The organism is Oscillibacter ruminantium GH1 (assembly GCF_000307265.1).
Taxonomy (GTDB): Bacteria; Bacillota; Clostridia; order Oscillospirales; family Oscillospiraceae; genus Oscillibacter; species Oscillibacter ruminantium.
This window is the reverse complement of the sequence record NZ_DF158900.1, coordinates 235,223-255,474: the sequence shown is the minus strand read 5'-3', so window position 1 is coordinate 255,474 and position 20,252 is coordinate 235,223. Positions and strand designations below refer to the sequence as shown.

The window sequence follows — 20,252 nt, the reverse complement described above, 5'->3', positions numbered from 1 at the left end:
CTATCTGCATTTGCTTTGAACGCTATCTTTCCCATGGCTAAAGCCCTGTCAATTAGCGCCATCAGTCATGCTCCCTTCTTCTGCGTAAATAGCCGCGGTACATAAGCGGCGTCAAAATGCTGTGGTCTGTTCCAAAATCATAAATTAACCCGCTCTCGTCTCTCCACAAGAAATGTGGAATCAAACCACCATGCACTTTGCGCATGATGATATGCACGTTACTGTTGCGAAGCTTTGCCTTTATCGCCTCGATTAAGCAGTTTGAGATGTAATAGTTACTGCATATTTCACAGCCATATTGATCAAGCATCAGTCGTGCGCTTGCCATTTCGGCGGCATCACCAACACGGTTTTCGTCCACCGTCATGCCTGCGCTTTCAGCCTGACCGGTAGGACCATGTAAAGAAAATTCTCTTCACTATCTACGGGAGCAATGATAGCTGGTGAAACAGCGGTGTTCAGTTCAATCCGAACCGTGTCGGCTGGCGCATAACGCAGCGCATCCAGCAAATAGCGATTGTTAAATCCAATCTCCAGACCTCTTCCGTTTCCGGATACCCCGCACACATCCTTTGCCTCTCCGCTTCCTGTTTTTGCAGAAAGCATCACTCTGCCTTCATCGAACAGGCACCGCACTGGGCTTTTCAGCTTTTCTGAGATCACTACGGATACACGGTCAATGCTTTCGATCAGGCTTTTTGTCTTAGCAGTGACAGCAATGCGATTCTGCCGCGGGAGCGCGCTTTTATAGTCCAAAAACTCCCCTTCCAGCCTTCGGCCGATCAGGTGGACATCTCCGATTTTAAATAGAATGTGGTGTTTCCCAGTCATGATTTCCGCTTGGTTCTCTGTCTCTTTGCAGATTTTTTGAACCTCCGATAGCGCGCTTCCGGGCACCACAAACGACCTTTTTATGTTTTCCGCTCGTTCCACCTGTTCAGTGCGAATGGCCATCCGGAACCCGTCTACCGCCACCACCGTCAGTTTCCCGTCTGCGACTTCGAACAGTGCGCCAGTATGTATAGGGCGGCTCTCGTTCGTGGATATTGCAAATGATGTTTGATCTATCATGCTCCGCAGCGTCCCCTGCTGGATGGACACATACCCATCCCCATCTACTTTTGGCATCTCCGGATAGTTATCCGCCGGAAAACTCATGATTTCAAAACAGGCGTCCCCGCAGGTCAAATGGACCGGTTCCCCCTCCAAGGCCGACAACATCACCATGTCGTCCGGCATCTTGCTGATGATACTCCCAAACAACTTTGTATCCAGCACCAGCTTTCCCGGTTCCATCACCTCGGCAGTGGTCTTCGCACGGATTCCGATTTGCAAGTTATATCCGGATACCGTCAGCCCTTCCCCGGCCTCAACCATCAGCCCTTCCAACTCCGGAATGGAGCTTTTCTGCGCAACAGCGCGGGATGCCACATTTACCGCCTTTTGCAGCAGTGCTTTTTCACATGAAAATTTCATTTCATGCTCTCCATTTCCGCCCGGAGGCTTTCCTTGATATAGTAATTTAGGCCCCGCTCCTTGCAGATGGCCTCCGCCGCATGTCCGAACTCTCCCCAGTCAATGTCGGACGGATGGTAGTTTAGCTTCCCAATTTTGAATTTGTCCACATACTCTGCAAACTGCAATAGCTTTAGGACTTCCCCATCATCAATTACCGGCTCACAGGATACCCATGTGCTAATCCCCAGTCTTTTTGCCATTACCAGAATCCGAATGCGGCTCCACCCGATAATCGTTCCCGGCTCCTGCTCATGGGGCGCTCCAGTGAATGTCACGCCGTACCAATCGTCTTTGTCCAGCAGGTCAAAATCACGGCTTCCGTCGTTCTTGGTCAGGATCTGGACATGATTCCCGCTGTTTTTCAGGGCTTCGATAATTTTCCTCGTAGCGGAAGTGTCATAGCCTTCCGGGTAAGGGTCACAGGTAAAGCACAGGTGAATCAGTTTCCCGGTAATTTGCTTGTTGCGCAGCTGCTCTTTTACCGCCTCGACAATTCCCGTTCGTGGCTCGGCATTGCAGTGAAAACATTCCCTGTCGCGGTGCAACACGGATGGCCCAAAGCAGTAAAAGCAGCGGTGGGGGCAGCCGGTGTAAATGTTGATTGCAAGGTCTCCGTACTCCTTTGCCTTACCTTTTGGCTCATAGATCGGCTTCATGCTCTGCACCACCTTGGATAATTCCGATGTTTTTTCTTTGGTCTACTTTTGCGCGGATATCGCGGGCAATGGACTCCATAGAATCCGCAAACTGATCATTCAGAAACCCGACATACGGAAGCACAATCCCGACCAGCATCAGGCCAAATTTTACAGCGAAGTAGTCTATATGCCCATCTGTGCGCTTGTAAATCTCCACGCCCTGTAAATCCATAATTAGCGGCAGGATGTATTTCTGCTGGACGTAGTACATGCCATGGCTTGTCCGCAGGACCGCAATGGTGTATCCGCCGTAATTCAGTGTAAAAATTCCTTGGTCTGCATGGATCTCGCTTTGGTCTGCGTCGCTCAAGTTTAGATTTACGGGGACCTTCTCGTGCCGAAGCAGCATTTTTTCCTGCTGCTTCTCCGTCAACTCAAAAACATTCACGATGTGGTCCATCTCCATATAAGGCAAGCCTTCCAATGGATAGCAGCTAAATCCATCTCCAATCCACTGGCTAACGACTCCTTCAGAATCCGTGCGGTCGTAGAGGATAATTCGTCCGCTGTCCTTGCACAAGGATGCAATCTGTTTCAGTTTCATTTCGGCACCTCCGGCACTTTGAATTTCCAGAATTCGCAGCTTGCTACACGAGCACCCTTTGGAATCTCCATCTTTTTCTTGGTACACTCGATTGTGGGTTCGTGCAGCTTTGCGCAGCTGTATTTGCGCCATTCGCAGCACCAGCACATTCCCCGCAAGCAGTTCTCCAAAGCGGCGCCATAGTTTTTTGCTTCCCGCGCCTCTTTTGCAAGGCCCACATTCGTCTGTCTAAGCTGTTCGGTTTCGGCGCTTGATTGATAGGCAGCCGCCCGCAGATTTTCAATCGTACTTGCGATTCTCCGGCGGTCTTGATATCTGATGGCAGCGTCCCCGTCGCTCAATACCTCAATTGCTTTGACATCATCCATCGGTTCCGTGCTGTTCTCTAAATAACACCAACTCTGCGGCGCGCGCTTGATCCCATAGTAGGCAAGTTCTCGCGGCTTTTCGTATTGGATCGGGCTGGATACTTCCCACGCCCGTATAATCTTCCCGTCTGCATATTTCTCCAACTGACCGGGCCGCAGGCAGCTCGCCTCCGTGATCAAATCATAGTTGCCCTTGATTTGCCTTGCTGTTTCGCAGGTAAATTCCCCCACGATCTTGCAAACCGGCGTTGTCAGGTACACAAGTACCCGCAGGGGGAAATAAACCGGATGTGGTGCAGTCTTGCGAATTTCCAGCGTCTTCTCTCCGAACAGAATTTTCGGCCACCACTCCGGATGTAGGCTCAAAATGATATTAGGCTCCACGGTCGTCACCTTCCTTTCCTTTTTCCATAAGATCAAATAGTGTGGGCGTATCCAGCCCCTCTTCCGCCTCTTTCAGATACCCAACTCCATCCCAGAAGTATTCGTCGTTCAGCTCTATGGTGTAGCCGCGCCGCCCCATCTTCACAGCTTCCCGTGCGACCGTCGCCAAGCCACCGAATGGGTCCAGTACCAGATCTCCCGGATTGCTGTACCGATTGATGATACGGTCCACAATATCCAGTTGCAGTGGGCAGACGTGCATCGTTAGGTCCCGGCGCTTCTGGTCAGTATTCAGCGTGCGCATCCGGTTAATGTCGTCCCAAACGTCCGGCTCTCCCCCGCTGCTTGGCGGAACCGTCATAAATGTTTTTGAGATCGCGTGTTCATTCTCTTTTAGCATCGCTTCCGCCAACGCTACATGCGCCTCATAGTTATAAATATGGGTATCGCAAAACTCCTTGAATCGGCGCTGAACCGCGCCCTGCGAGAGCCTTGCCAGCTCCTCCGGCTTTAGCAATCTGTCCCCTGACGACCGCCAAAATCCATGGGCATCCAGCTGCCACCGTGCAAGACTGTATTCCTCTTTGCTTTTTATCACTGGTTCATCCGCATATGCCGTGGATAGATCTGTCGGCAACTTTCTAAATAGCAAAATGTACTCTGGGCACCCAACGCCCATCTTTGAGCCGTCCTTGCACTGCTCTGTCCATCCGAGGCGGTATGTCTGGTTGTTCTCCCGAACAACATCGGTCACGACCGTGATCATTCCGAAGTAGGCAAACCCGTGGCGCATATAGTGCTGAATACACTGTGCGTGGAACGGCTCCATGGTCGGCATTCCCATCCCTGTTGCATTCCCGAACAACACTCGGTCCTTCACATGACAGGCAAACACCCGTCCCGGCTTCAGGATGCGCAGGAGGTTCGGCGACAGGTAGTCCATCTGTTCAAAGAATCGTTCCGTGTCCTCGTTGTGCCCGAAATCGTTGTAGCTTGGCGTATATTCGTAATGATTGGAAAATGGGATGGATGTGTGAATCAGGTCAATGCTGTTGTCCTCCATGCAGGCTGTTTCTTCCACACAGTCATTGTTGACCGCGGTAAAATAGGTACCTTTGACTTCCACTCTCTCAACTCCAATACTGCGGGCCATGTGCTCCGTCTGATTCTCGCCAGACAGCCCGTATTTTTTTACGATGGCCTCCATCTTAGCCTGCAAATAGTTGTGCTGCTTCCACTTCTCCATCAGCGCCCGATAAATTGGATCTTCTGCTTCCGTATAAATGATGTCGATGATTACCTGTTCTGTTTGGAGGAAGCGATAGATTCGGTGGATGGCCTGAATGAAATCATTGAATTCATAATCAATTCCGATGAAGATGGCCCGATGGCAGTGCTTTTGGAAGTTGCACCCGGAGCCAGACAGGCTCTTTTTTGTGGCAAACAGACGTGTTCCTCCCTCGGAAAAATCTATGACACGCTGCTCCCGCTCGGCGTAGTCCATAGTTCCGAAGATGTCGACCACTGTCGGCAGCGCCTGCTTGATAGCGTGTCGCTCCGCCTCCAGATCATGCCACAGGATAAAATGCGCTTCCGGATCGCTGTCCACAATTTTTTTTGCACAGGCCACCCGGGTAGAAATACTGTCTCGCTTCTCCCGCGCAGCCTCGGACAAAGAGACTGCCGCATCATTCATGAATTTAAGCTGCCCGTCCCGGTCCGCCGTTGTTCCGTAGTCGTCCCGGATGATGTGGGTTCGCACGTCCAGCGGCGGCAGGTCATAGCCGGTGTCGTCATACCCTAGATCGGACGGTTTGCTGATAAACAGTGCCCACGAGCTAACCCACAGCCAGAATTCATCTTCCTTATGGGGGTATAGCGTCAGGTTGTTTGCCTTGGTGCTGTCCCGTTGGAAAAATCGGGTGAGAGCCTGCCCGGTGTCCATGATTTCTAGATACCCGGCGTAGTGAATCAGCTCTTTGTATTTGTTGGGGGACGGCGTGGCCGTGCTGACCAGCTTGTATTTGATTCCCCGGAACTTCGGTAGAAACACCTGATAGGTCTTGCTTCCAAACGACCGAAGGACCGAGGCTTCATCCAGCGAAACCGCGGTGAAATAGATAGGGTCAATGTCTCCATCCCGGACACGCTCATAGTTTGTCATGAGGATTTCTCCACGATTGGCATAGACCTGAAGGTGAACCTGCTCCATAGATGTGATGTACGGCGGCGCAGCGTATCCCAGCAGCTTGACTGCATCGTGCGTGAACTCCTGCCTGACACCCAACGGTAGAACAATCAGGGCCTGTCCACCCTCATGCCGCACCACCTGATGGCACCATTCCAATTCTTGAATAGTCTTTCCGAGTCCGAAGGATTCAAATAGCGCCCTCCGCCCACCCCGAAGTGCCCAGACTACCGCATCCCGCTGGTGCGGCTTCAGCGCTGGATTGATCTCCAAAGGATCTATTTCAAAACCGGATACGGGCGCCGTCACGATCTTTGATCGAAGAAACTTTAAATACTCTGTCATACCTGCCCTTCCTGGACTCCAAGCGTGGTCTTGATAGCCTCCCGGAGTTTTTCTGCTTTTCCGGGATCTGCAATTTCTTGCAGCGCACCAAGCATCGTATTATACGCCCCTTGCCAGTTATCAAAATGCACCTTGAAAATGGCCGTCGCTTTATCTGCCAGTGTAAGCTGCTTGCGCAGTTCCTCCGCCGCCCGTTCCGCCGCTCCTGCCTTGGCCTCCGCCGCCATCAGTCGGGCGTTTGCATCCTTCACCTTTTCTTCTGCCGCAGTCTCGGCCTCTGCCCGGAGCTTGTCCAGTTCTTCCTGACTCGGCTTTTCCACGGCCACTTCAACCGGCCTTTTTTTCAGTTCCTCCAGCTGCTTGGAAAGTTCGGCCTTTTCGGCTCTGGCGTTTTCCGCCTCCGCTTTGGCTTCCTGTTCTTTTTTTCGCAGGGTCTTCAGCTTTTCTTCCAGACCGTCCGATTTCACCTTCAAAGCATCCAGTTTGGCAGTTTCCTCGCTCAGCATCTTTTTCGCATTTTCTTGAGCAACGGTAGCCTGTTTCTCTGCGTCCTCTGCGCGCTTAAAAGCCTCGTCGCGCTCCCTGATTGCCTTTTTCAGCTCCTCGCCTGTCATGTCCGCCACAGTCTTTTCCTCGCCGTTTACGACATGTTTTTCTGCCGCAAATTGTTCGCGTTCGGAATCCGGCAAAGCCAACAGTGCCAAGGCTTTAGCGGTCCCCAAATCCGCAATCGTGTGCGGATTTCTATACTCTTTTGCAATACGCATAAAGTTCTGTGCGGTGCGCTCTGAAAAATCCACTTTTTCTCGCAGCCAGTCCAGCCATTCTCCGTGAGAAAGCTGGCTTTTTGCCTCGTTAAGCCGCTTTCCAATCTCAATAATGGCGTTTCCACCGACATTCTTGTAAAAAACAATCTCGTCAGTAATGACGGCGATTCCTCGTGTGATCACGGCGCTTTCAGGTTGGTCTTTACTGCCGTAGTCCTCCGCCAGCGCTGCACCAGTGCCCGGCTTTGCCTCCGAGTGTTTACGTTTCTCCAGTTGCTCCACATAGTAGTTGGGCGTCATGCGGTACGCTGATTCCATGGCGCTCAGTTTCTCCCCTTGTTTGGGGGCATTGTCCAGCCCTAACTCCGCCGCGATTTTCTTTGCCTGTTCCATATCATTCATGCAGCATTCTCCTTTTTTTGTTTCTTGCGCTGAGATTTTGCGGCTACCTGTCGGATGTATTTCAGCCATTCCTTTTCAAAGGCTTCTACCTCCGGCGTTCTGTCGCAGTTGTGTTTCCCGCGGTTCTGCCGGACAGTGAGCTTCTTTTCATCCAGTTCCAGTGTGAAATAGGGGTGTTCCGGGGTATCCGTGTGCCGAATGAGGAAAATGGCGCTACGGCCCTCGGCAATCGCCCGGGCATAGGTTGCTACACAATGGTGTTGCAGGGTTCCCTCGCGGTTGAGGTCGGCCAAATCCTTCACCGGCCGAATGAGTAGACCGTCAGCTTCCCAGGCGAACCGCTCTATCTCTTTGCACCGCTTTTTAATCTGCTTGTCCCTCTTGCGGTTGGCCGCCGCTGCTTTCTTGGCCTCCGCCGCGGCCTTTTCTTCCATGAAACGATCGTGTAGGCGCAGCAAGTGAGCCGGGGCCTTAAAATCCGGATTTTCCATGTTGTAGCCGAGGGCCGCGCCCATGCGCCATGTATCTCGCAGAATGTCGAGGCCCGCCCGGGTGTCCTTGGCTTTCTGCTTGTCCAAATACCGGGCTACTTTAATTGGGTCGAGGTGATCCTCCTGCCGCAGCTTCTCATAGTTCCATGCCCCCAGACGGATCAGCGCGAACAGGTCAGAGTCGTTCAGTGTTCGGCCCTCCGCCTTCCGCTGGATATAGAACTGATAGGTTTCGGCGTTCCACTGCCCAGCGAGGCATCGGTGGAACTCGTCTTTTGTCAATCCGAGAATTTTGGACGGCCTGGCCTCTTTCCAGTGCAGTTCTTTTAGTAGCGGAGCCTTGCCGTAGGTGTAACCATAGTAGGAATAGGACCCGCTGGCGTGGCGTTCTTTTTCCATCATCTCGCCCAGAAGCCGCCCCGCGCCCTGCATCACGAGGTTTTCCGCCGTGTGGTGTTTCTGCCAGAAACGGAGATATGTAACCGGCATAGCGAACTCTGTGCCTTTAGTGGCCCGGAGGAACAGGTCAAGCTTGCTGTTTTCCACCGTGGAGCCGTTCAAAATTCGCTTGTTCCAGGGATAAATCAGATTGGCCACGCCCCAGCTATCATAAAAGGCTTTTCTCTGCTCCCAATGGTTAAACATTCGAATCGTGGACATGCATTTCAGATAACCGACGAGCCGCACCGTTTTCGTTTCCTCGAATACATAGGCCTCATAGGGCCACGTCGTGATCCCGCTGGATCCGTCGCGCTCGAACCATTTGCGAACGCACCACCCTTGCAGAACCAGCCTTTTCTCCACCTTTGCCACCGTCAGCGGGTAGGCCTCCACGCAATCCATTTGCGACATAGCGGAAACATGGCGGGCCTCCGCTTCTCCGCCGCAGAATGGGCAAAGGCAGTGCTTTCCGCTCCCGATTGCCTCGCCCGTCTCCGGGTGGACAAAGCCGAAGGCCGGGCCGCCCGCTCTGCATTCTTTTTCAATCTTGGAAAAATAGCCGTGCTGGTGGCAGCTGGTACAGGTCACTTTCACCATGCGCTCCGACACTTCTGTCAGCGGGTCAAACACGGTGTCCATTTTGTAAACCAGCAACTCCTTGTTCAGCAGGCCCTTTTTGACTATCCACGTCACCAGCCCGGCGGGCGGCTCCTCCGGGATCAGCTTTTCATAGTTTCGTTGCTCTTCCATGGTGCTCACCCCAAGAAGTCGGCCAAGTCGATTATCTTGCCCTGCGTGGTGGTGTCCGACACGGCCACGCCCAGCTCCGCCGCTCCTGCCGTGGGTTTATGCAGACCGTAGAACTCCCGGAGAATGCCGTCGGCCACTAGTGGCGTCACACAGGAAAAATTCCCGGTCTTGTGCTTATCCGCATATGCCTTGATTTTCTTCTCAGCTTCGGTGATACTCATTTCTGGAATATCAAGATCTTGCAATATCAGCTCCGCCACACGGGCATCCGACTTGCAAATGTCTTTGAGCTGTTCGCCGACCATGAATGGAGCTGTGCCCTCAAGTCCGGTTTGCTGGGTGGCAATTTTGTTGATAGCCATGCTAATTGAACATTCCATGATTGAACCTCCGATTAACGAAAAAGCAGATCCTTCAAGAAGCATCTCGAAAAACCCACTTTCCCTTTTTATTGTGTCTCCACCTTCGCATCGTGAATTTCCATATATTTTTTCCCGCACATCTCACACGCACATAAAATTGCTGCGTATTTTGAAGCCGCAGGAACGACAGCCTCCCCGATCAGAGGATGAATCACCCGCACTTTTACCGGGAACGCCCACCGCAATCTACGGTCGCGTTTGTAGGACTCTGTGCAGCGTTTCAGGTTCTCTTTCTGAATTGCCGCCGCCCGTGCGTCCATTTCCTGCGGAGTGAGCTTTTTCCGGAACGAGGAGTTTTGCGGGGCTGATTCGGAAGACTGCTCCGCATTTTTCGCATACGGCTCCGTCCCCCATGTCTCCCGGTGTTTGATGGTCGCATCTTGGGCACATCCAATGCCCCGGCTTTCGAGCGTCGTATCTTGATTCATATCCTTGCTCCACCGTCATTCCTCCGGAATCCAATATACCGTTGCAATCTTGACTGCGGCTTCCAGCGCTTCCTGATGCGTTGCCACGCACAGGTCGATATGATCTCCTTTGACGGCGCTCCCAGTATCGTCAGCGCGGTAATATTGGATATCCCCGTCGCCGTAGTCCACCAGCACGTCGCTGCCCAGCGGGATAACCGACGGGTCAACCGCCACAGATACACCTGGCGCGGCACGGCGCCCTGATTTTGTGATTCCATAGGCAGGATCATCCGGCGTTTTTCCGCAGCAGGTCGCGCAAATACAATAATGTGATACGGTGCAATCCGGAATTACGGTGGCTCGTGACAGCAAAGTGGCTTCAATCTGGGCATTTTCATCAGTTTCCGGAATGTCCGGTGCTTCCCAGCACTGCGCAGGGCCGACCGATTCCGCCAGATCGTCCGCCACAATGGGCGGCTCCGTCTGGGCCTTGGCCTTGATTGTCAGGCACAGCGCCACACACAGCATCAGCGCAATGACAGCCAGCCATGTACAGCAGCGCCACTTCCGGGCGGTGTTCTCGGCCTGACGCACCCGGTCCCGAGCCTTGCGGCTTGCGGCGGCATAGTCGGCAGCACTCCGAGTCTGTATGTAGTTCATGCGGTGCTCTGCCACAGAAAGATCGATTTTTCGTTCAATGTCCCGGCTTTCCAGCCGAGCAACCCTCCGCTCCATATTCCGAGCGTATTTCTCAGATTTCTGGCTCACAGCTTGTCCTCCTTTTAAATGTAATTTCTTCCGAACTCCCGGATAAAGTCCTCGGTGGTCCACCCCATCTGCTCCATCAGCTTTCGCTGGCCGTACTCGTGGAGCTTCTGCATCGTCTCCGGATTCCGGTGTACGGCCTCCGCCCCGTTCTCGTGGCAACGGTCATGGCACAGGTAGACCTTTGCTCCGTACTGTTCGGATTTCTTACGGTTGTACCCGCCAAAGATATGATGCTCGTCCAACGGGTCCGCGCAGCCGTTCCGGCCGCACAGCCAACAAACCTTCGGTTCGTCGGACTTGATTTTGCGGGGTTTCTCTTTGCACTTCCGGGCCGACATGCTCTTGGGATACATCATGCCGTGCGCTTCCTTCCTGCGCGGCTTCCGCGCTTCCCTTTGTGGTTTTCACCGGCATTCAGACTCGCAAGATACCGCGCCGCCGCAGACTCCCAGCACGATGCGAAATAGCTTGTCTTGCCAGCGCTTGAACCTCCCATAAAAATCACACCCGGCTTGTTGAACTTCCGGCAGGGATGCTGGATTCCTTCCAGCGCCATCTGCTTCTTCGCCATCCGGCGGGCAATCTTTCTCGTAATGTTCATTTGAAACTCCTCCAGTTTTTTATCATTGGTACTGCTGAATATCTTTGGGCTCGCTTTATCAAGAAGCGGATTTCTCTTCCTTGGGGGCAAGCGTGACTTTGACTTTCGCATCAACTCCGCACTCCTGCTTAATTCTCGCCTCTTTTAAAAAGGCAAATGCATTGGCAAAAAGCTCTAGTTCGGTCACATCTACCACCTCCTTGAGACAGCTTATTCCGACTGGCTGTCCACCTTTCGCATATTTTCCGACGCCATCTCATTGACTGCCTCCAAAAATCTCTGATTGGCACCCTCTGGGTCTCGGTGCCCATTCAGGATCATGCTGACATACTCCGGCGTTACTCCTAGCTTTTCGGCAAGCTGCTTATTAGAAATCCTAAGCATGTGCATTTTGCCAATTACATCCGCCGTCCATTGTGCAGGCATTACAAAATCCCCCTTTCTATGAAATAATTGTTGATATTCTTAAACTGTCGTGCTATCATACATTTAGCGCATGTATAATTTCATAAACACTTTGGTCTTGCAGGACCAAGTGTTTTGCATTTGTGTTTATGATTATCAACGTTATGGCTATAATATAGCTTATAATTATAAACACGTCAATACCGTTTTGCTTATTTTTATAAACACTGTGCTTTTGCACAAATGGAAGGGCGTGCTTTTGTGTTTTATGACATCTATTGCCAATTGTGTGAAAGTAGCAATTTAACTCCAAGTGGAGCTGCTGCGCAAATCGGCTTTAATCGCGCAAGTGTTACTGTTTGGAAGAACACTGGCAAAGCCCCAAAGCAAGATTTGCTGCTGAAAATTGCTAATTTTTTTGGCGTTACCACTGACTTCCTTTTGACCGGCGATAAAAAAGAAACCGCGCCTGCCCTCTCTGAAAAGGACAAGCGCGATACGGCTAAAGAAGTTGAGCGTATTATGGACTCGCTGGAAAGCGGCGGCGACCTGATGTTCGATGGCGTTCCCATGTCACCTGAAGCAAAGGAGTCTCTTGCTGCTGCTATGAAACTCGGTCTTGAGGCTGCACGGCTTAGAAACAAAGAAACGTATACTCCCAAAAAATATAGAAAGTAAAAGGAGCTGCGGATGGACACAAAAGCAGTTGCGAATAGCATCGCTTTGAAGTACGGTACAAGAAATCCGTTTAGCATCGCAGACAATCTGGGCTTAATTGTGATCCACGCGCCCCTTGTCGATACTCGTGGTATGCGGCAATGCATCGCAAGGCGTGTGATCCTATATATAAATTCCAATCTTGACGAACGGCAGCAGATGCTTGTCTGTGCGCACGAGCTGGGTCACCATTTTTTGCATCGCGGTATGAACCGCATTTTTATGGATCGCAACACATGCATGGTCACAAATAAATATGAAAATGAGGCCCATCATTTTTCTGTTGATCTGCTTTTTGACGACCGGGAATTAACTGATTTTTTAGAATTACCCGTCTCGGCGGCGGCGGTCTATATGGGAATATCCAATCAACTTGCAGAATATAGGATGCGCTCTGTTGAGCCGCGTCTATTTTAACGGGAGGCTATGCAAATGCTTCAAGAGGAGTTTTCGGGATTTTTTAATAGCACATCACCAGAAATTCAAAGTGATTCTAATTTAGTATCTTCATCCAGCGACTTTGCCTGTTGTTCTCGTTATCAAGAATGTTCCGATGCGAGAAGTTGCCTAATTCCTGATATTGATTATTCTCAATCGTGTGCCTACCGTAAGAAGCTCGAATCTGGGACGATATACTATGGTAAGAATGCTTCGAATTTTTCTTCCGATGCGTATTCCGCTTATTTGAAACGGTCCCAATCCCTTGATCGTGCGTCTTTAAGCTTGCTTTATCAAATTCTTTCCCACTTCTTTTACTATGAATATTGCGTTCCGTTTGTCCTCGCGTATCGAAATGATTGCATGAAGCATCTGGCTAAATTAGAATTTGTTGATATTAGATCCGCACGCGAATACGTTCTTCAAAATTATAAAAACGAAGCACTGGAATCAGCTGTGTTGCAGTCTTCAGATAACATTTCAGCAAGATGGGAAGCAGAGAAAGCAGCAGCTAAATCACTCGCTAAAGAATCCGGCAAATCGTTTGCTATGCGTCCTATTCTAAATTCATGGTTAAAAACGCAAGCAAGTGACTTACTAGATTCGATATCAGATCAATACTGTGTAGTCCGCATACCTCTTGATAATAGACAGTATGCAATCGAACTATACAATTCATGCTGCCGCGGTCATGAAAATAATTACAAGCTTGATTTACCTCTGAAAAACGATTCCTCTCTTTTCTTTGCTGGTAAGAATAATTGATGGTATTTAATCCTTTCGCGATAATAGGAGATGATTGGTTGTGCCATGGGCTTTATGGGACGGAATTCATGAACTTCCAGATCAGGTCAAGCGTCAAGAATCATCTGCAAAGGCCGCCTGTACTCCGCTCGAAATAAATGGCGAATCCGGTATATTTGAGGGTCGTAGCGGCCACTATACTACCACATTGGAGTCCTGCCAATGCGGAGATTTCATCCGGCGTCGGCAGCCTTGCAAACATATGTACCGGCTAGCAGCGGAGCTTGGTGTATTCGGCAATAAGGAAAGTCTGCATTCTGACCGAAATGCGATTCTTTCTCCAAGACAATTTTTAAAAGAAACTTTGATTGAGTATATTGGGCTTTTAGAAAATTACACAAACGAGAATCAGATAACTTTAAAAGAAATTCTTTGCACACTTACTTTTGGAAATCAACCTCTTTGCTACATCTCCGACTTGAATTTAGATAACGATTTTATTCGGGATGGCTTTCTTGTTGAAATCTTGGACTACCGCTTTATTGCTTTGCATTATGGGAAAAGGAATACCATGCAGCGCCTTAAAGAATGTTCTATAAACTTTCCTCCCGATTGTTCTAAAATCACTCAAAAGTATGCTTGGTTTATGGATCATGCCGATGATTTTGGAAGCTACATCTTTTTTAATGAATCTTCAGCTTCCCTGCACCCAGCATTTAAGTCTTATGCCCGGGACGTATACAAATATCTTCATCGAAAGTTCGACACAGAGGAATGTTACAATCCTGATACAAGTAAGATGGTTTCCGTTCCCGCTGGTGTTATTGATTGTGTTGATATTAATATTTTCCCAACTAAATTGGGTCCCCTTTTGAACCGTCGATTCCCTAATGATGTGGCAACAGAAATGTTAGATTTATTTGGTACAAACCCGTTAGGGGATTATCATCACGAATTGCAAAAATAGGAGGCTTAAGTAATGAAACGCGCCGCACTTTATACGAGAGTGTCCACAGAAGAGCAAGCGCGGCATGGATTGTCTCTCGCCGATCAGCTGGAGAGTTTGAAGCAGTACGCTAAAGATCATGATATTTTGGTGTCTGGCATCTATACAGACGAAGGAATCAGTGCGAGAAAACGGTATGTCAAGCGCCCTGCCCTTCTGCGGCTTTTGGAGGATGTAAAATCCGACAAAATTGACATCATCCTGTTTATTAAACTTGATAGATGGTTCCGAAATGTGTCTGATTATTACGAAGTACAGCGCGTACTGGATAGCCACGGTGTAAGTTGGCAGGCAACCGAAGAAGACTATGAAACTGTTACCGCTTCTGGCCGCTTTAAGGTCAATATTATGCTCTCTGTTGCGCAGGATGAAGCGGATCGGACAAGTGAACGAATTAAGTTCGTATTCGATGGGAAGCGTGAGCGGCGTGAACCGCTCACCGGAAACTGCCCCACCGGCTACAAGATTGATGAGAAAAAGCTCATAAAAGACCCCGCGAAAGAATCGGCTGTATCCGCGTTCTTCCAAAAATTTATGCGTTGCGGATCTATTTCCGAAACGCAGTCATTTATTCTGGAAGAATATGGCGTAAGGATTGAGTATCAGCTCGCCAGTAAAATGTTAGACAGTCCTGTATACTACGGCTTTTATTATGGTGTTGACGACATGGCGCCGCCCTACATCACCAGAGAGGAATACGGGAGGATACAATCCATGAGAAACCGCGTACAGCGCAAAACGAGAGAAAACCGGGTATACCTATTTTCTGGGTTGATTCTCTGCGGCGAATGCAGGACCAGAATGGGCGGGAGAAAAAATACCCGCGGACTATCTTCTTTTTATAACTGTCCCGGTCATTATATCAAACGAGCCGGCTGCGAAAATAAGACTAATCTCAGCGAGCGCATTATAGAGCAATATATCTTAGACAGTCTCGAATGCAAAGTTCAGGAAGTTAAAGCAGAGATTGAAGAAATTTCAAAAGCAGAGAAAGAGAAGGATTACACCCCCGTTATCGCGTCCGCTAAAACCAAACTATCACGCCTGAAAGACCTTTATGTTAATAATTTTATTGATATGGACGAATACCGCAAGGACAGACAGTCCTTGCTAGAGAAGATTGAAGAACTTGAATGCAAACAGTCAAAATGCGTTGCACCCGATCTCACACGAATCGAACGTATCCTGTCGGAAGGCTGGAGGGCTGATTATGAAAGTGTAGATCGGAAGAGCAAACGCGATTTTTGGAGGCTTATCCTCAAAGAAATTCGCATATTCCCTGACCGCCACATAGAGTATGATTTGGACATTTAATTTTTTAATAATTTTATTACTTAATTTATTTTCATCTGTCGGGTTGTAAAAACAATGATCTCCGATGCGAGTCTGCCAATAGCCAACATCGGAGGGGAATTTAGAACGGCACTTAGGGCCAAATGGATTGTAAAACCACAACGATTCTGCCACATCCGCAATCCGGTTTCCCGCAATGGCCCAGTCCGCGATGTCATAGTGAATCTGCTCCGGGCGCATATTGTAAATATTCTGCGGGTTGTATACGCCGCGCTCCGTTTCGCTGGCGCAGACAAACTGCCCCGGCTGCATGATAATCTTTCGGATGCTGCCTTGGCCCACCCGTGCGTATTCGCCGCCTGTGGCGTGGACCCGGTTCATGACCACGCCGGCCACTGCCTTCATGCCGATTTCCCCTTCGCCGCCGGCCTCGCACTGAATGAGCCGGGCCAGCAGTTCGCGGTCTGAATATGCCATATGTGTTCACTCCTGTCGCCGGGGACCGCCAACCGTGATCCCCCAGAGCCGGAGAACATCCCGGCCTTTCAAGGCGGGCTTTGCCCAGCCCTGAAATAGTATATGCCCCAGTGAATCAAAACGTCCGCTGTCCAAAGTCCGCAAAAAGTAAGGACAGCCGGAAAAGTCCCGCAGGACTTTTCCGGCTGTTCGGTCTGATTCAAAACGCCGCGTTTCACTGCCGCCGCGCAGTTTTATAATCATCGCCCCGGCGGTAAAACGGACACGCGCGGACATCAGAACGCAAAAAGCGCTCCATCTCGTCCTCGCCCAAATCCATGTTGCAAAAATTCATGTCCGTCTCCTCGTCATAGTCGAGGTGAACGCATTCATCGCAGTTTGTCGCCATATTCCGGATTGCTCCTTTCGCTGTGCCGCAGGACAAAATGCCGCGGGCGGCAGCAGGTCTTTGCTTTTTCCCCGCCGCCCAAACGGCAGTGCCGCGGCATTACCGAGGCTGAATCATCTCGTAGACGCCGTCTATTTGAATTTTCTTTCGGATGACCAACGCCTCCAGTGCCCCCCGACTGTCCTTCGGAGCCATCCAGCACATGCCGCACCCGGCGGTAACGCTGCGGGGTACCGGGATTAGCCGCCCCGGCAGAGCCTCGCCATGGCAGGCCTTTTCCATAGCCATGGCCCCGGAAGTGGTGGGAAATGTCACGATACAGACTGTCTCCGCCATCACAGTTCCTCCGCCATCGTCTTCACGGCGGCGGCAGCTTCGTCTGCCTCCGCCTCTGTGTTGAAGTATCCAAAAGAGAATCTCACCGCACCCTGTTCCTGCGTTCCCAGCGCCCGGTGGAGCCGGGGAGCGCAGTGTGCGCCGGGGCGGGTGGCGATATGAAACCGCCGCTCCAACTCATCGGAAACCATGGCACTGTCCCGGTCCCCCAGATTCAGCGTCACGATGGGGGCGCGAACCTCCGCCGTCCAATCGCCATACACCACCACACCAGGAAGGCCCTTCACGCGCTCATAAAACCGGCGGGCCAACGCACTGTCGTGGGCGCGGACGGCGTCCACTCCAATTTCATTCAGCCAATCCAGCGCCGCGTTCAGCCCCGCAATACCGTGTCCATTCAGGGTTCCCGCCTCCATACGGGTGGGGTACTCTGTGGGCTGAATTTCGGAAAAACTCTGTACGCCTGTTCCGCCCACCTTAAAGGGGCGCAATTCCACGCCCTCTCCCACGCACATTCCACCTGTGCCCTGCGGCCCATACAAACTCTTGTGCCCGGTGAAGCAGACCACGTCAACACCCTGCGCCGCCATATCAATGGGCAGAAGTCCTGCCGTCTGGGACGCGTCCAACACCAATAAAAGCCCATGAGCGCGGCAAAAAGCGCCCACCCGCCCGATGTCTGTAACGTCGCCGGTGAGGTTGGACGCATGGGTGCAGACCACGCCCTTGGTATTGGGCTTGAGCAGCTTTTCAAAATCTGCATAGTCAATCTGCCCTTGCCGGTCGGCGGGGACAAAATCCACCTCACCTCCCTGCGCCTCCAGCCGGTACAGCGGCCGAAGGACGGAGTTGTGCTCCCGGTCCGTGGAAATCACATGGTCCCCCGGGCCAAACAGGCCCGTGACGGCCGCGTTTAACGCCTCTGTGGAATTCAAAGCAAAGCACACCCGCTCCGCGCTACCGCAGCCAAACAGGGTCGCCAGCTTGTCCCGTGTGTCGTACACGGTCCGCGCGGCGGTGAGCGCCTCGTCGTGAGCGCCCCGCCCGCTGTTTCCAAAGCCCTCCAACGCAGCCAGAATCGCCTGTCCCACGGCAGGGGGCTTGGGGCGGGTGGTGGCGGCGTTATCCAGATAGATCACGGCTTGACCACTTTTCCGGCCTTTGCCAACGTCTCCACAATTTCATACATGTTGGTAACGCCGCCCACCGCCAGCTTTTCGGTCAGGCCGTAGAAATTCAGGCAGGTACCGCAGGTGCGGATGTCCACGCCTTTGTCCGCTATGCCCTTGAGGTCTTCCAGCGAGGCGGAGCCCTCGCACGTCAGACGCGCACCGCCGTTATAAAACAGAATGGTTTTGGGAAGACTGGGAAGCTGACCCACCGCAAATAAAAAGCCCTTCATCAGGGTCTTTCCCAGTTCGTCGCTGCCCCGGCCCATAACGTCGGTATCCACCGCCACCACAAAATCGCCGGAGGATGGCAGGTCACAGGCATAGTCCCCCGTGTTCAGCACGATTGGCTTCACTGGCCCTGTCACATCAATGATCACAGCGCGAACGCCGTTTTCCCGCAGCTCCGTCTTAGCGGAAAAATGGTGGCCCGCCGCCATGCGGTTCAAATTCTGCACCGCCGGATCGTTGTCCACTAAAACTTCCAAGGTTCCGGCCTCTTTCATGGCCTGCATCGCTTTATTCGCCTTTACCACAGGAATGGGACAGGCCTCTCCTACGGCATTCACCGTTATCTTTTCCATACGATCGCTCCTTTCGCCTATATCACATGCTCCTATTGTCTTTTATTGTAGCCGCACGGCCTTGGAATTTCAACCGCAGATTTCGATGAATGCTGCTATTTTTATAGAAAAAAGCGATACAGCGGCACGATTCTGTTAAATTCGATATATTTCCTGATATTTCTTGGATGTTCTTGACATCGCAGGCGCATCCGCATTAGAATGATAGTGTTCGTGAAAACGGATTATTAGAATGTAATTGTGAGGTCTCTCAATGAAAAAGCCTTTTGTTGCAAAAGACCAGCTGGAAGCCATCGCGGCCCAATACCCCACGCCTTTCCATATCTACGATGAAGCGGGCATTCGCGAAAACGCCCGGCGTTTGAAAGCCGCTTTCGCCTGGAATCCCGGCTTCCGGGAGTATTTTGCTGTGAAAGCCACCCCCACTCCCGCGATTTTGAAGCTGCTCCATGAAGAGGGCTGCGGCTGTGACTGCTCCTCTCTGGCGGAACTGCTGATGTCCGAAAAATGCGGCATTCGGGGCGAGGACATCATGTTTTCTTCCAACAACACGCCCGCCGAAGAATACCAGCTGGCGGACAAGCTGGGCGCCGTAATAAATCTGGACGACATCACCCATGTGGAATTTCTGGAGCAGTCCATCGGCCATATCCCCGAAAAAGTCTGTTGCCGATACAATCCCGGCGGCGTGTTTACCCTTGGCGAGACGCGCGAGGGATTTCAGGTGATGGACAACCCCGGCGACGCAAAATACGGCATGACCCGCGCGCAGATTGCCGACGCGTATCAAATGCTGAAGGCCAAGGGCACCAAGGAATTCGGGCTGCACGCGTTTTTGGCGTCCAACACCCTTTCCAACGAGTACTTCCCTTCGCTTGCCAAGGTTCTGTTCCAACTGGCGGTGGATCTGAAAGAAGAAACCGGCTGCCATATCACATTCATCGACCTCAGCGGCGGCGTGGGCGTTCCCTATCTGCCGGACGCTCCGGAAAACGACATCGCTGCCATCGGTGAGGGCGTGCGCAAGGTTTATGAAGAGGTACTGGTCCCCGCCGGGATGGGCGACGTGACGCTTTGCTGCGAACTGGGGCGGTTCATGCTGGCTCCTTACGGACATCTGGTTACCCGCGCCGTCCACGAAAAGCATATTTATAAGGAATATATCGGCGTGGACGCATGTGCCTGCAACCTGATGCGCCCCGCTATGTACGGGTCCTATCACCACATCACCGTCTGCGGCAAGGAAAACGAGCCCTGTGACCACAAGTACGATGTGGTGGGCGGTCTTTGCGAGAACAACGACAAGTTTGCCATCGATCGGATGCTCCCTAAAATCAACCGGGGTGATCTGCTGGTAATCCACGATACCGGCGCTCACGGCTTTTCCATGGGCTACAACTACAACGGCAAGCTCCGCTCCGCCGAACTTCTTCTGAAGGAAGACGGCTCCGTCGAGCTGATCCGCCGGGCAGAAACCGTGGAGGACTATTTTTCCACGCTGGTCTGGTAAGCGCAATTTTTTCAAAGCACCTCTGTTTTTGCAGTCCTTTTGAAAACGATTCCGAATAACGTGCAGGGCGTCATCGTAAAAACGATGA

The 20,252-nt window shown here is 51.5% G+C and carries 25 protein-coding genes and 1 pseudogene; 6 read left to right on the top strand and 20 right to left on the bottom strand.

The annotated features are described in order from the left end of the window. Nucleotides 1-61: 61 nt before the first annotated feature. The 15 genes from ON16_RS13425 to ON16_RS13360 all read right to left on the bottom strand — a co-directional run bounded on the left by ON16_RS13425 (nucleotide 62) and on the right by ON16_RS13360 (nucleotide 11,523). A complete protein-coding gene (locus tag ON16_RS13425; RefSeq protein ID WP_040663656.1) occupies nucleotides 62-367 on the bottom strand; it encodes a hypothetical protein in 306 nt (101 codons plus the stop codon). After that, nucleotides 364-1,476 (bottom strand): DNA polymerase III subunit beta, encoded by a 1,113-nt coding sequence (gene dnaN / locus ON16_RS13420; protein WP_040663654.1) that lies wholly within the window; start codon nucleotides 1,474-1,476, stop codon nucleotides 364-366. Before dnaN ends, ON16_RS13425 begins: the two co-directional genes overlap by 4 nt. Continuing rightward, nucleotides 1,473-2,174 carry a radical SAM family protein gene (locus tag ON16_RS13415; RefSeq protein ID WP_040663652.1) on the bottom strand — a complete coding sequence of 234 codons (702 nt, stop codon included), beginning with the start codon at nucleotides 2,172-2,174 and terminating at the stop codon, nucleotides 1,473-1,475. The genes dnaN and ON16_RS13415 overlap by 4 nt, the downstream gene beginning before the upstream one ends. Further along, nucleotides 2,158-2,760: a hypothetical protein gene (locus tag ON16_RS13410; RefSeq protein WP_040663649.1), complete on the bottom strand. Its 603-nt coding sequence runs from the start codon at nucleotides 2,758-2,760 to the stop codon at nucleotides 2,158-2,160. The genes ON16_RS13415 and ON16_RS13410 overlap by 17 nt, the downstream gene beginning before the upstream one ends. Continuing rightward, nucleotides 2,757-3,512 (bottom strand): ASCH domain-containing protein, encoded by a 756-nt coding sequence (locus ON16_RS13405; protein WP_040663646.1) that lies wholly within the window; start codon nucleotides 3,510-3,512, stop codon nucleotides 2,757-2,759. The genes ON16_RS13410 and ON16_RS13405 overlap by 4 nt, the downstream gene beginning before the upstream one ends. Further along, nucleotides 3,502-6,045, bottom strand: coding sequence for a DNA methyltransferase (locus tag ON16_RS13400; protein WP_040663643.1), 2,544 nt, complete (start codon nucleotides 6,043-6,045; stop codon nucleotides 3,502-3,504). The genes ON16_RS13405 and ON16_RS13400 overlap by 11 nt, the downstream gene beginning before the upstream one ends. Then, nucleotides 6,042-7,214, bottom strand: coding sequence for a DUF3102 domain-containing protein (locus ON16_RS13395; RefSeq protein WP_040663640.1), 1,173 nt, complete (start codon nucleotides 7,212-7,214; stop codon nucleotides 6,042-6,044). The genes ON16_RS13400 and ON16_RS13395 overlap by 4 nt, the downstream gene beginning before the upstream one ends. After that, nucleotides 7,211-8,896, bottom strand: a complete 1,686-nt coding sequence (locus tag ON16_RS13390; protein ID WP_040663637.1) for a PcfJ domain-containing protein — start codon at nucleotides 8,894-8,896, stop codon at nucleotides 7,211-7,213. The genes ON16_RS13395 and ON16_RS13390 overlap by 4 nt, the downstream gene beginning before the upstream one ends. Nucleotides 8,897-8,901: 5 nt before the next feature. After that, nucleotides 8,902-9,276 (bottom strand): hypothetical protein, encoded by a 375-nt coding sequence (locus tag ON16_RS13385; RefSeq protein ID WP_144032134.1) that lies wholly within the window; start codon nucleotides 9,274-9,276, stop codon nucleotides 8,902-8,904. Nucleotides 9,277-9,344: 68 nt separating this feature from the next. Continuing rightward, nucleotides 9,345-9,746, bottom strand: coding sequence for a hypothetical protein (locus ON16_RS13380; protein WP_040663632.1), 402 nt, complete (start codon nucleotides 9,744-9,746; stop codon nucleotides 9,345-9,347). A gap of 15 nt (nucleotides 9,747-9,761) precedes the next feature. After that, nucleotides 9,762-10,496: a 3D domain-containing protein gene (locus tag ON16_RS15135; RefSeq protein WP_051131767.1), complete on the bottom strand. Its 735-nt coding sequence runs from the start codon at nucleotides 10,494-10,496 to the stop codon at nucleotides 9,762-9,764. Between the two features lie 14 nt (nucleotides 10,497-10,510). After that, complete coding sequence (locus ON16_RS13370; protein WP_051131766.1) at nucleotides 10,511-10,852, bottom strand: hypothetical protein; 342 nt, start codon at nucleotides 10,850-10,852, stop codon at nucleotides 10,511-10,513. Further along, nucleotides 10,849-11,097 carry a hypothetical protein gene (locus tag ON16_RS13365; RefSeq protein ID WP_040663629.1) on the bottom strand — a complete coding sequence of 83 codons (249 nt, stop codon included), beginning with the start codon at nucleotides 11,095-11,097 and terminating at the stop codon, nucleotides 10,849-10,851. Before ON16_RS13365 ends, ON16_RS13370 begins: the two co-directional genes overlap by 4 nt. Before the next feature lie 58 nt (nucleotides 11,098-11,155). Further along, the gene (locus ON16_RS16265) at nucleotides 11,156-11,284 is read right to left on the bottom strand and encodes a hypothetical protein (protein WP_274531955.1); all 129 of its coding nucleotides are present in this window, start codon (nucleotides 11,282-11,284) and stop codon (nucleotides 11,156-11,158) included. 23 nt (nucleotides 11,285-11,307) lie between these two features. Continuing rightward, nucleotides 11,308-11,523: a helix-turn-helix domain-containing protein gene (locus ON16_RS13360; protein ID WP_040663627.1), complete on the bottom strand. Its 216-nt coding sequence runs from the start codon at nucleotides 11,521-11,523 to the stop codon at nucleotides 11,308-11,310. Between the two features lie 240 nt (nucleotides 11,524-11,763). Here ON16_RS13360 and ON16_RS13355 point away from each other — a divergent pair, with 240 nt between their 5' ends. Genes ON16_RS13355 through ON16_RS13340 form a run of 5 tightly spaced genes read left to right on the top strand, consistent with a single transcriptional unit; the run spans nucleotide 11,764 to nucleotide 15,721 of the window. Next, on the top strand, nucleotides 11,764-12,180 hold the full coding sequence (locus ON16_RS13355; RefSeq protein ID WP_243441834.1) for a helix-turn-helix domain-containing protein: 417 nt from the start codon (nucleotides 11,764-11,766) through the stop codon (nucleotides 12,178-12,180). Nucleotides 12,181-12,192: 12 nt separating this feature from the next. Then, nucleotides 12,193-12,636, top strand: a complete 444-nt coding sequence (locus ON16_RS13350; RefSeq protein ID WP_040663623.1) for an ImmA/IrrE family metallo-endopeptidase — start codon at nucleotides 12,193-12,195, stop codon at nucleotides 12,634-12,636. Nucleotides 12,637-12,651: 15 nt separating this feature from the next. Then, nucleotides 12,652-13,422, top strand: a complete 771-nt coding sequence (locus ON16_RS15675; protein ID WP_144032133.1) for a hypothetical protein — start codon at nucleotides 12,652-12,654, stop codon at nucleotides 13,420-13,422. Between the two features lie 40 nt (nucleotides 13,423-13,462). Continuing rightward, nucleotides 13,463-14,368 carry an SWIM zinc finger family protein gene (locus ON16_RS13345; RefSeq protein ID WP_040663621.1) on the top strand — a complete coding sequence of 302 codons (906 nt, stop codon included), beginning with the start codon at nucleotides 13,463-13,465 and terminating at the stop codon, nucleotides 14,366-14,368. A gap of 12 nt (nucleotides 14,369-14,380) precedes the next feature. Beyond that, the gene (locus ON16_RS13340; RefSeq protein ID WP_040663618.1) at nucleotides 14,381-15,721 is read left to right on the top strand and encodes a recombinase family protein; all 1,341 of its coding nucleotides are present in this window, start codon (nucleotides 14,381-14,383) and stop codon (nucleotides 15,719-15,721) included. Between the two features lie 33 nt (nucleotides 15,722-15,754). Here the strand turns inward: ON16_RS13340 and ON16_RS15440 are convergent. From ON16_RS15440 to yedF, 5 genes and pseudogenes are all read right to left on the bottom strand, one after another. Continuing rightward, nucleotides 15,755-16,177, bottom strand: a pseudogene (locus tag ON16_RS15440) (cell wall hydrolase); the annotation flags it as partial. A 214-nt stretch (nucleotides 16,178-16,391) separates the two neighbouring features. Continuing rightward, a complete protein-coding gene (locus ON16_RS15945) occupies nucleotides 16,392-16,565 on the bottom strand; it encodes a DUF6472 family protein (RefSeq protein WP_162829306.1) in 174 nt (57 codons plus the stop codon). Between the two features lie 99 nt (nucleotides 16,566-16,664). Beyond that, on the bottom strand, nucleotides 16,665-16,901 hold the full coding sequence (locus tag ON16_RS13330) for a putative Se/S carrier protein (protein ID WP_040663612.1): 237 nt from the start codon (nucleotides 16,899-16,901) through the stop codon (nucleotides 16,665-16,667). Continuing rightward, a complete protein-coding gene (locus tag ON16_RS13325; RefSeq protein WP_040663609.1) occupies nucleotides 16,901-18,040 on the bottom strand; it encodes an aminotransferase class V-fold PLP-dependent enzyme in 1,140 nt (379 codons plus the stop codon). The genes ON16_RS13330 and ON16_RS13325 overlap by 1 nt, the downstream gene beginning before the upstream one ends. Next, on the bottom strand, nucleotides 18,037-18,654 hold the full coding sequence (gene yedF, locus ON16_RS13320) for a sulfurtransferase-like selenium metabolism protein YedF (RefSeq protein WP_040663606.1): 618 nt from the start codon (nucleotides 18,652-18,654) through the stop codon (nucleotides 18,037-18,039). The genes ON16_RS13325 and yedF overlap by 4 nt, the downstream gene beginning before the upstream one ends. A 253-nt stretch (nucleotides 18,655-18,907) precedes the next feature. On the opposite strand from yedF, the gene ON16_RS13315 reads away from it, so the two are divergent. Beyond that, nucleotides 18,908-20,164, top strand: coding sequence for a diaminopimelate decarboxylase (locus ON16_RS13315; RefSeq protein WP_040663603.1), 1,257 nt, complete (start codon nucleotides 18,908-18,910; stop codon nucleotides 20,162-20,164). Nucleotides 20,165-20,252: the final 88 nt, after the last annotated feature.

What these genes read in the sequence shown, in the direction of transcription:
- ON16_RS15675 (WP_144032133.1), top strand. Translation starts at nt 12,652, where the DNA reads ATGCTTCAAGAGGAGTTTTCGGGATTTTTTAATAGCACATCACCAGAA.
- ON16_RS13315 (WP_040663603.1), top strand. Translation starts at nt 18,908, where the DNA reads ATGAAAAAGCCTTTTGTTGCAAAAGACCAGCTGGAAGCCATCGCGGCC.
- ON16_RS13360 (WP_040663627.1), bottom strand. Translation starts at nt 11,523, where the DNA reads ATGCCTGCACAATGGACGGCGGATGTAATTGGCAAAATGCACATGCTT.
- ON16_RS15945 (WP_162829306.1), bottom strand. Translation starts at nt 16,565, where the DNA reads ATGGCGACAAACTGCGATGAATGCGTTCACCTCGACTATGACGAGGAG.
- ON16_RS13395 (WP_040663640.1), bottom strand. Translation starts at nt 7,214, where the DNA reads ATGAATGATATGGAACAGGCAAAGAAAATCGCGGCGGAGTTAGGGCTG.
- ON16_RS13380 (WP_040663632.1), bottom strand. Translation starts at nt 9,746, where the DNA reads ATGAATCAAGATACGACGCTCGAAAGCCGGGGCATTGGATGTGCCCAA.
- ON16_RS13385 (WP_144032134.1), bottom strand. Translation starts at nt 9,276, where the DNA reads ATGGAATGTTCAATTAGCATGGCTATCAACAAAATTGCCACCCAGCAA.
- ON16_RS13425 (WP_040663656.1), bottom strand. Translation starts at nt 367, where the DNA reads ATGACGGTGGACGAAAACCGTGTTGGTGATGCCGCCGAAATGGCAAGC.
- ON16_RS13400 (WP_040663643.1), bottom strand. Translation starts at nt 6,045, where the DNA reads ATGACAGAGTATTTAAAGTTTCTTCGATCAAAGATCGTGACGGCGCCC.
- ON16_RS13390 (WP_040663637.1), bottom strand. Translation starts at nt 8,896, where the DNA reads ATGGAAGAGCAACGAAACTATGAAAAGCTGATCCCGGAGGAGCCGCCC.
- ON16_RS13410 (WP_040663649.1), bottom strand. Translation starts at nt 2,760, where the DNA reads ATGAAACTGAAACAGATTGCATCCTTGTGCAAGGACAGCGGACGAATT.
- ON16_RS13365 (WP_040663629.1), bottom strand. Translation starts at nt 11,097, where the DNA reads ATGAACATTACGAGAAAGATTGCCCGCCGGATGGCGAAGAAGCAGATG.
- ON16_RS13350 (WP_040663623.1), top strand. Translation starts at nt 12,193, where the DNA reads ATGGACACAAAAGCAGTTGCGAATAGCATCGCTTTGAAGTACGGTACA.
- ON16_RS13415 (WP_040663652.1), bottom strand. Translation starts at nt 2,174, where the DNA reads ATGAAGCCGATCTATGAGCCAAAAGGTAAGGCAAAGGAGTACGGAGAC.
- ON16_RS13370 (WP_051131766.1), bottom strand. Translation starts at nt 10,852, where the DNA reads ATGATGTATCCCAAGAGCATGTCGGCCCGGAAGTGCAAAGAGAAACCC.
- ON16_RS13340 (WP_040663618.1), top strand. Translation starts at nt 14,381, where the DNA reads ATGAAACGCGCCGCACTTTATACGAGAGTGTCCACAGAAGAGCAAGCG.
- ON16_RS13330 (WP_040663612.1), bottom strand. Translation starts at nt 16,901, where the DNA reads ATGGCGGAGACAGTCTGTATCGTGACATTTCCCACCACTTCCGGGGCC.
- yedF (WP_040663606.1), bottom strand. Translation starts at nt 18,654, where the DNA reads ATGGAAAAGATAACGGTGAATGCCGTAGGAGAGGCCTGTCCCATTCCT.
- dnaN (WP_040663654.1), bottom strand. Translation starts at nt 1,476, where the DNA reads ATGAAATTTTCATGTGAAAAAGCACTGCTGCAAAAGGCGGTAAATGTG.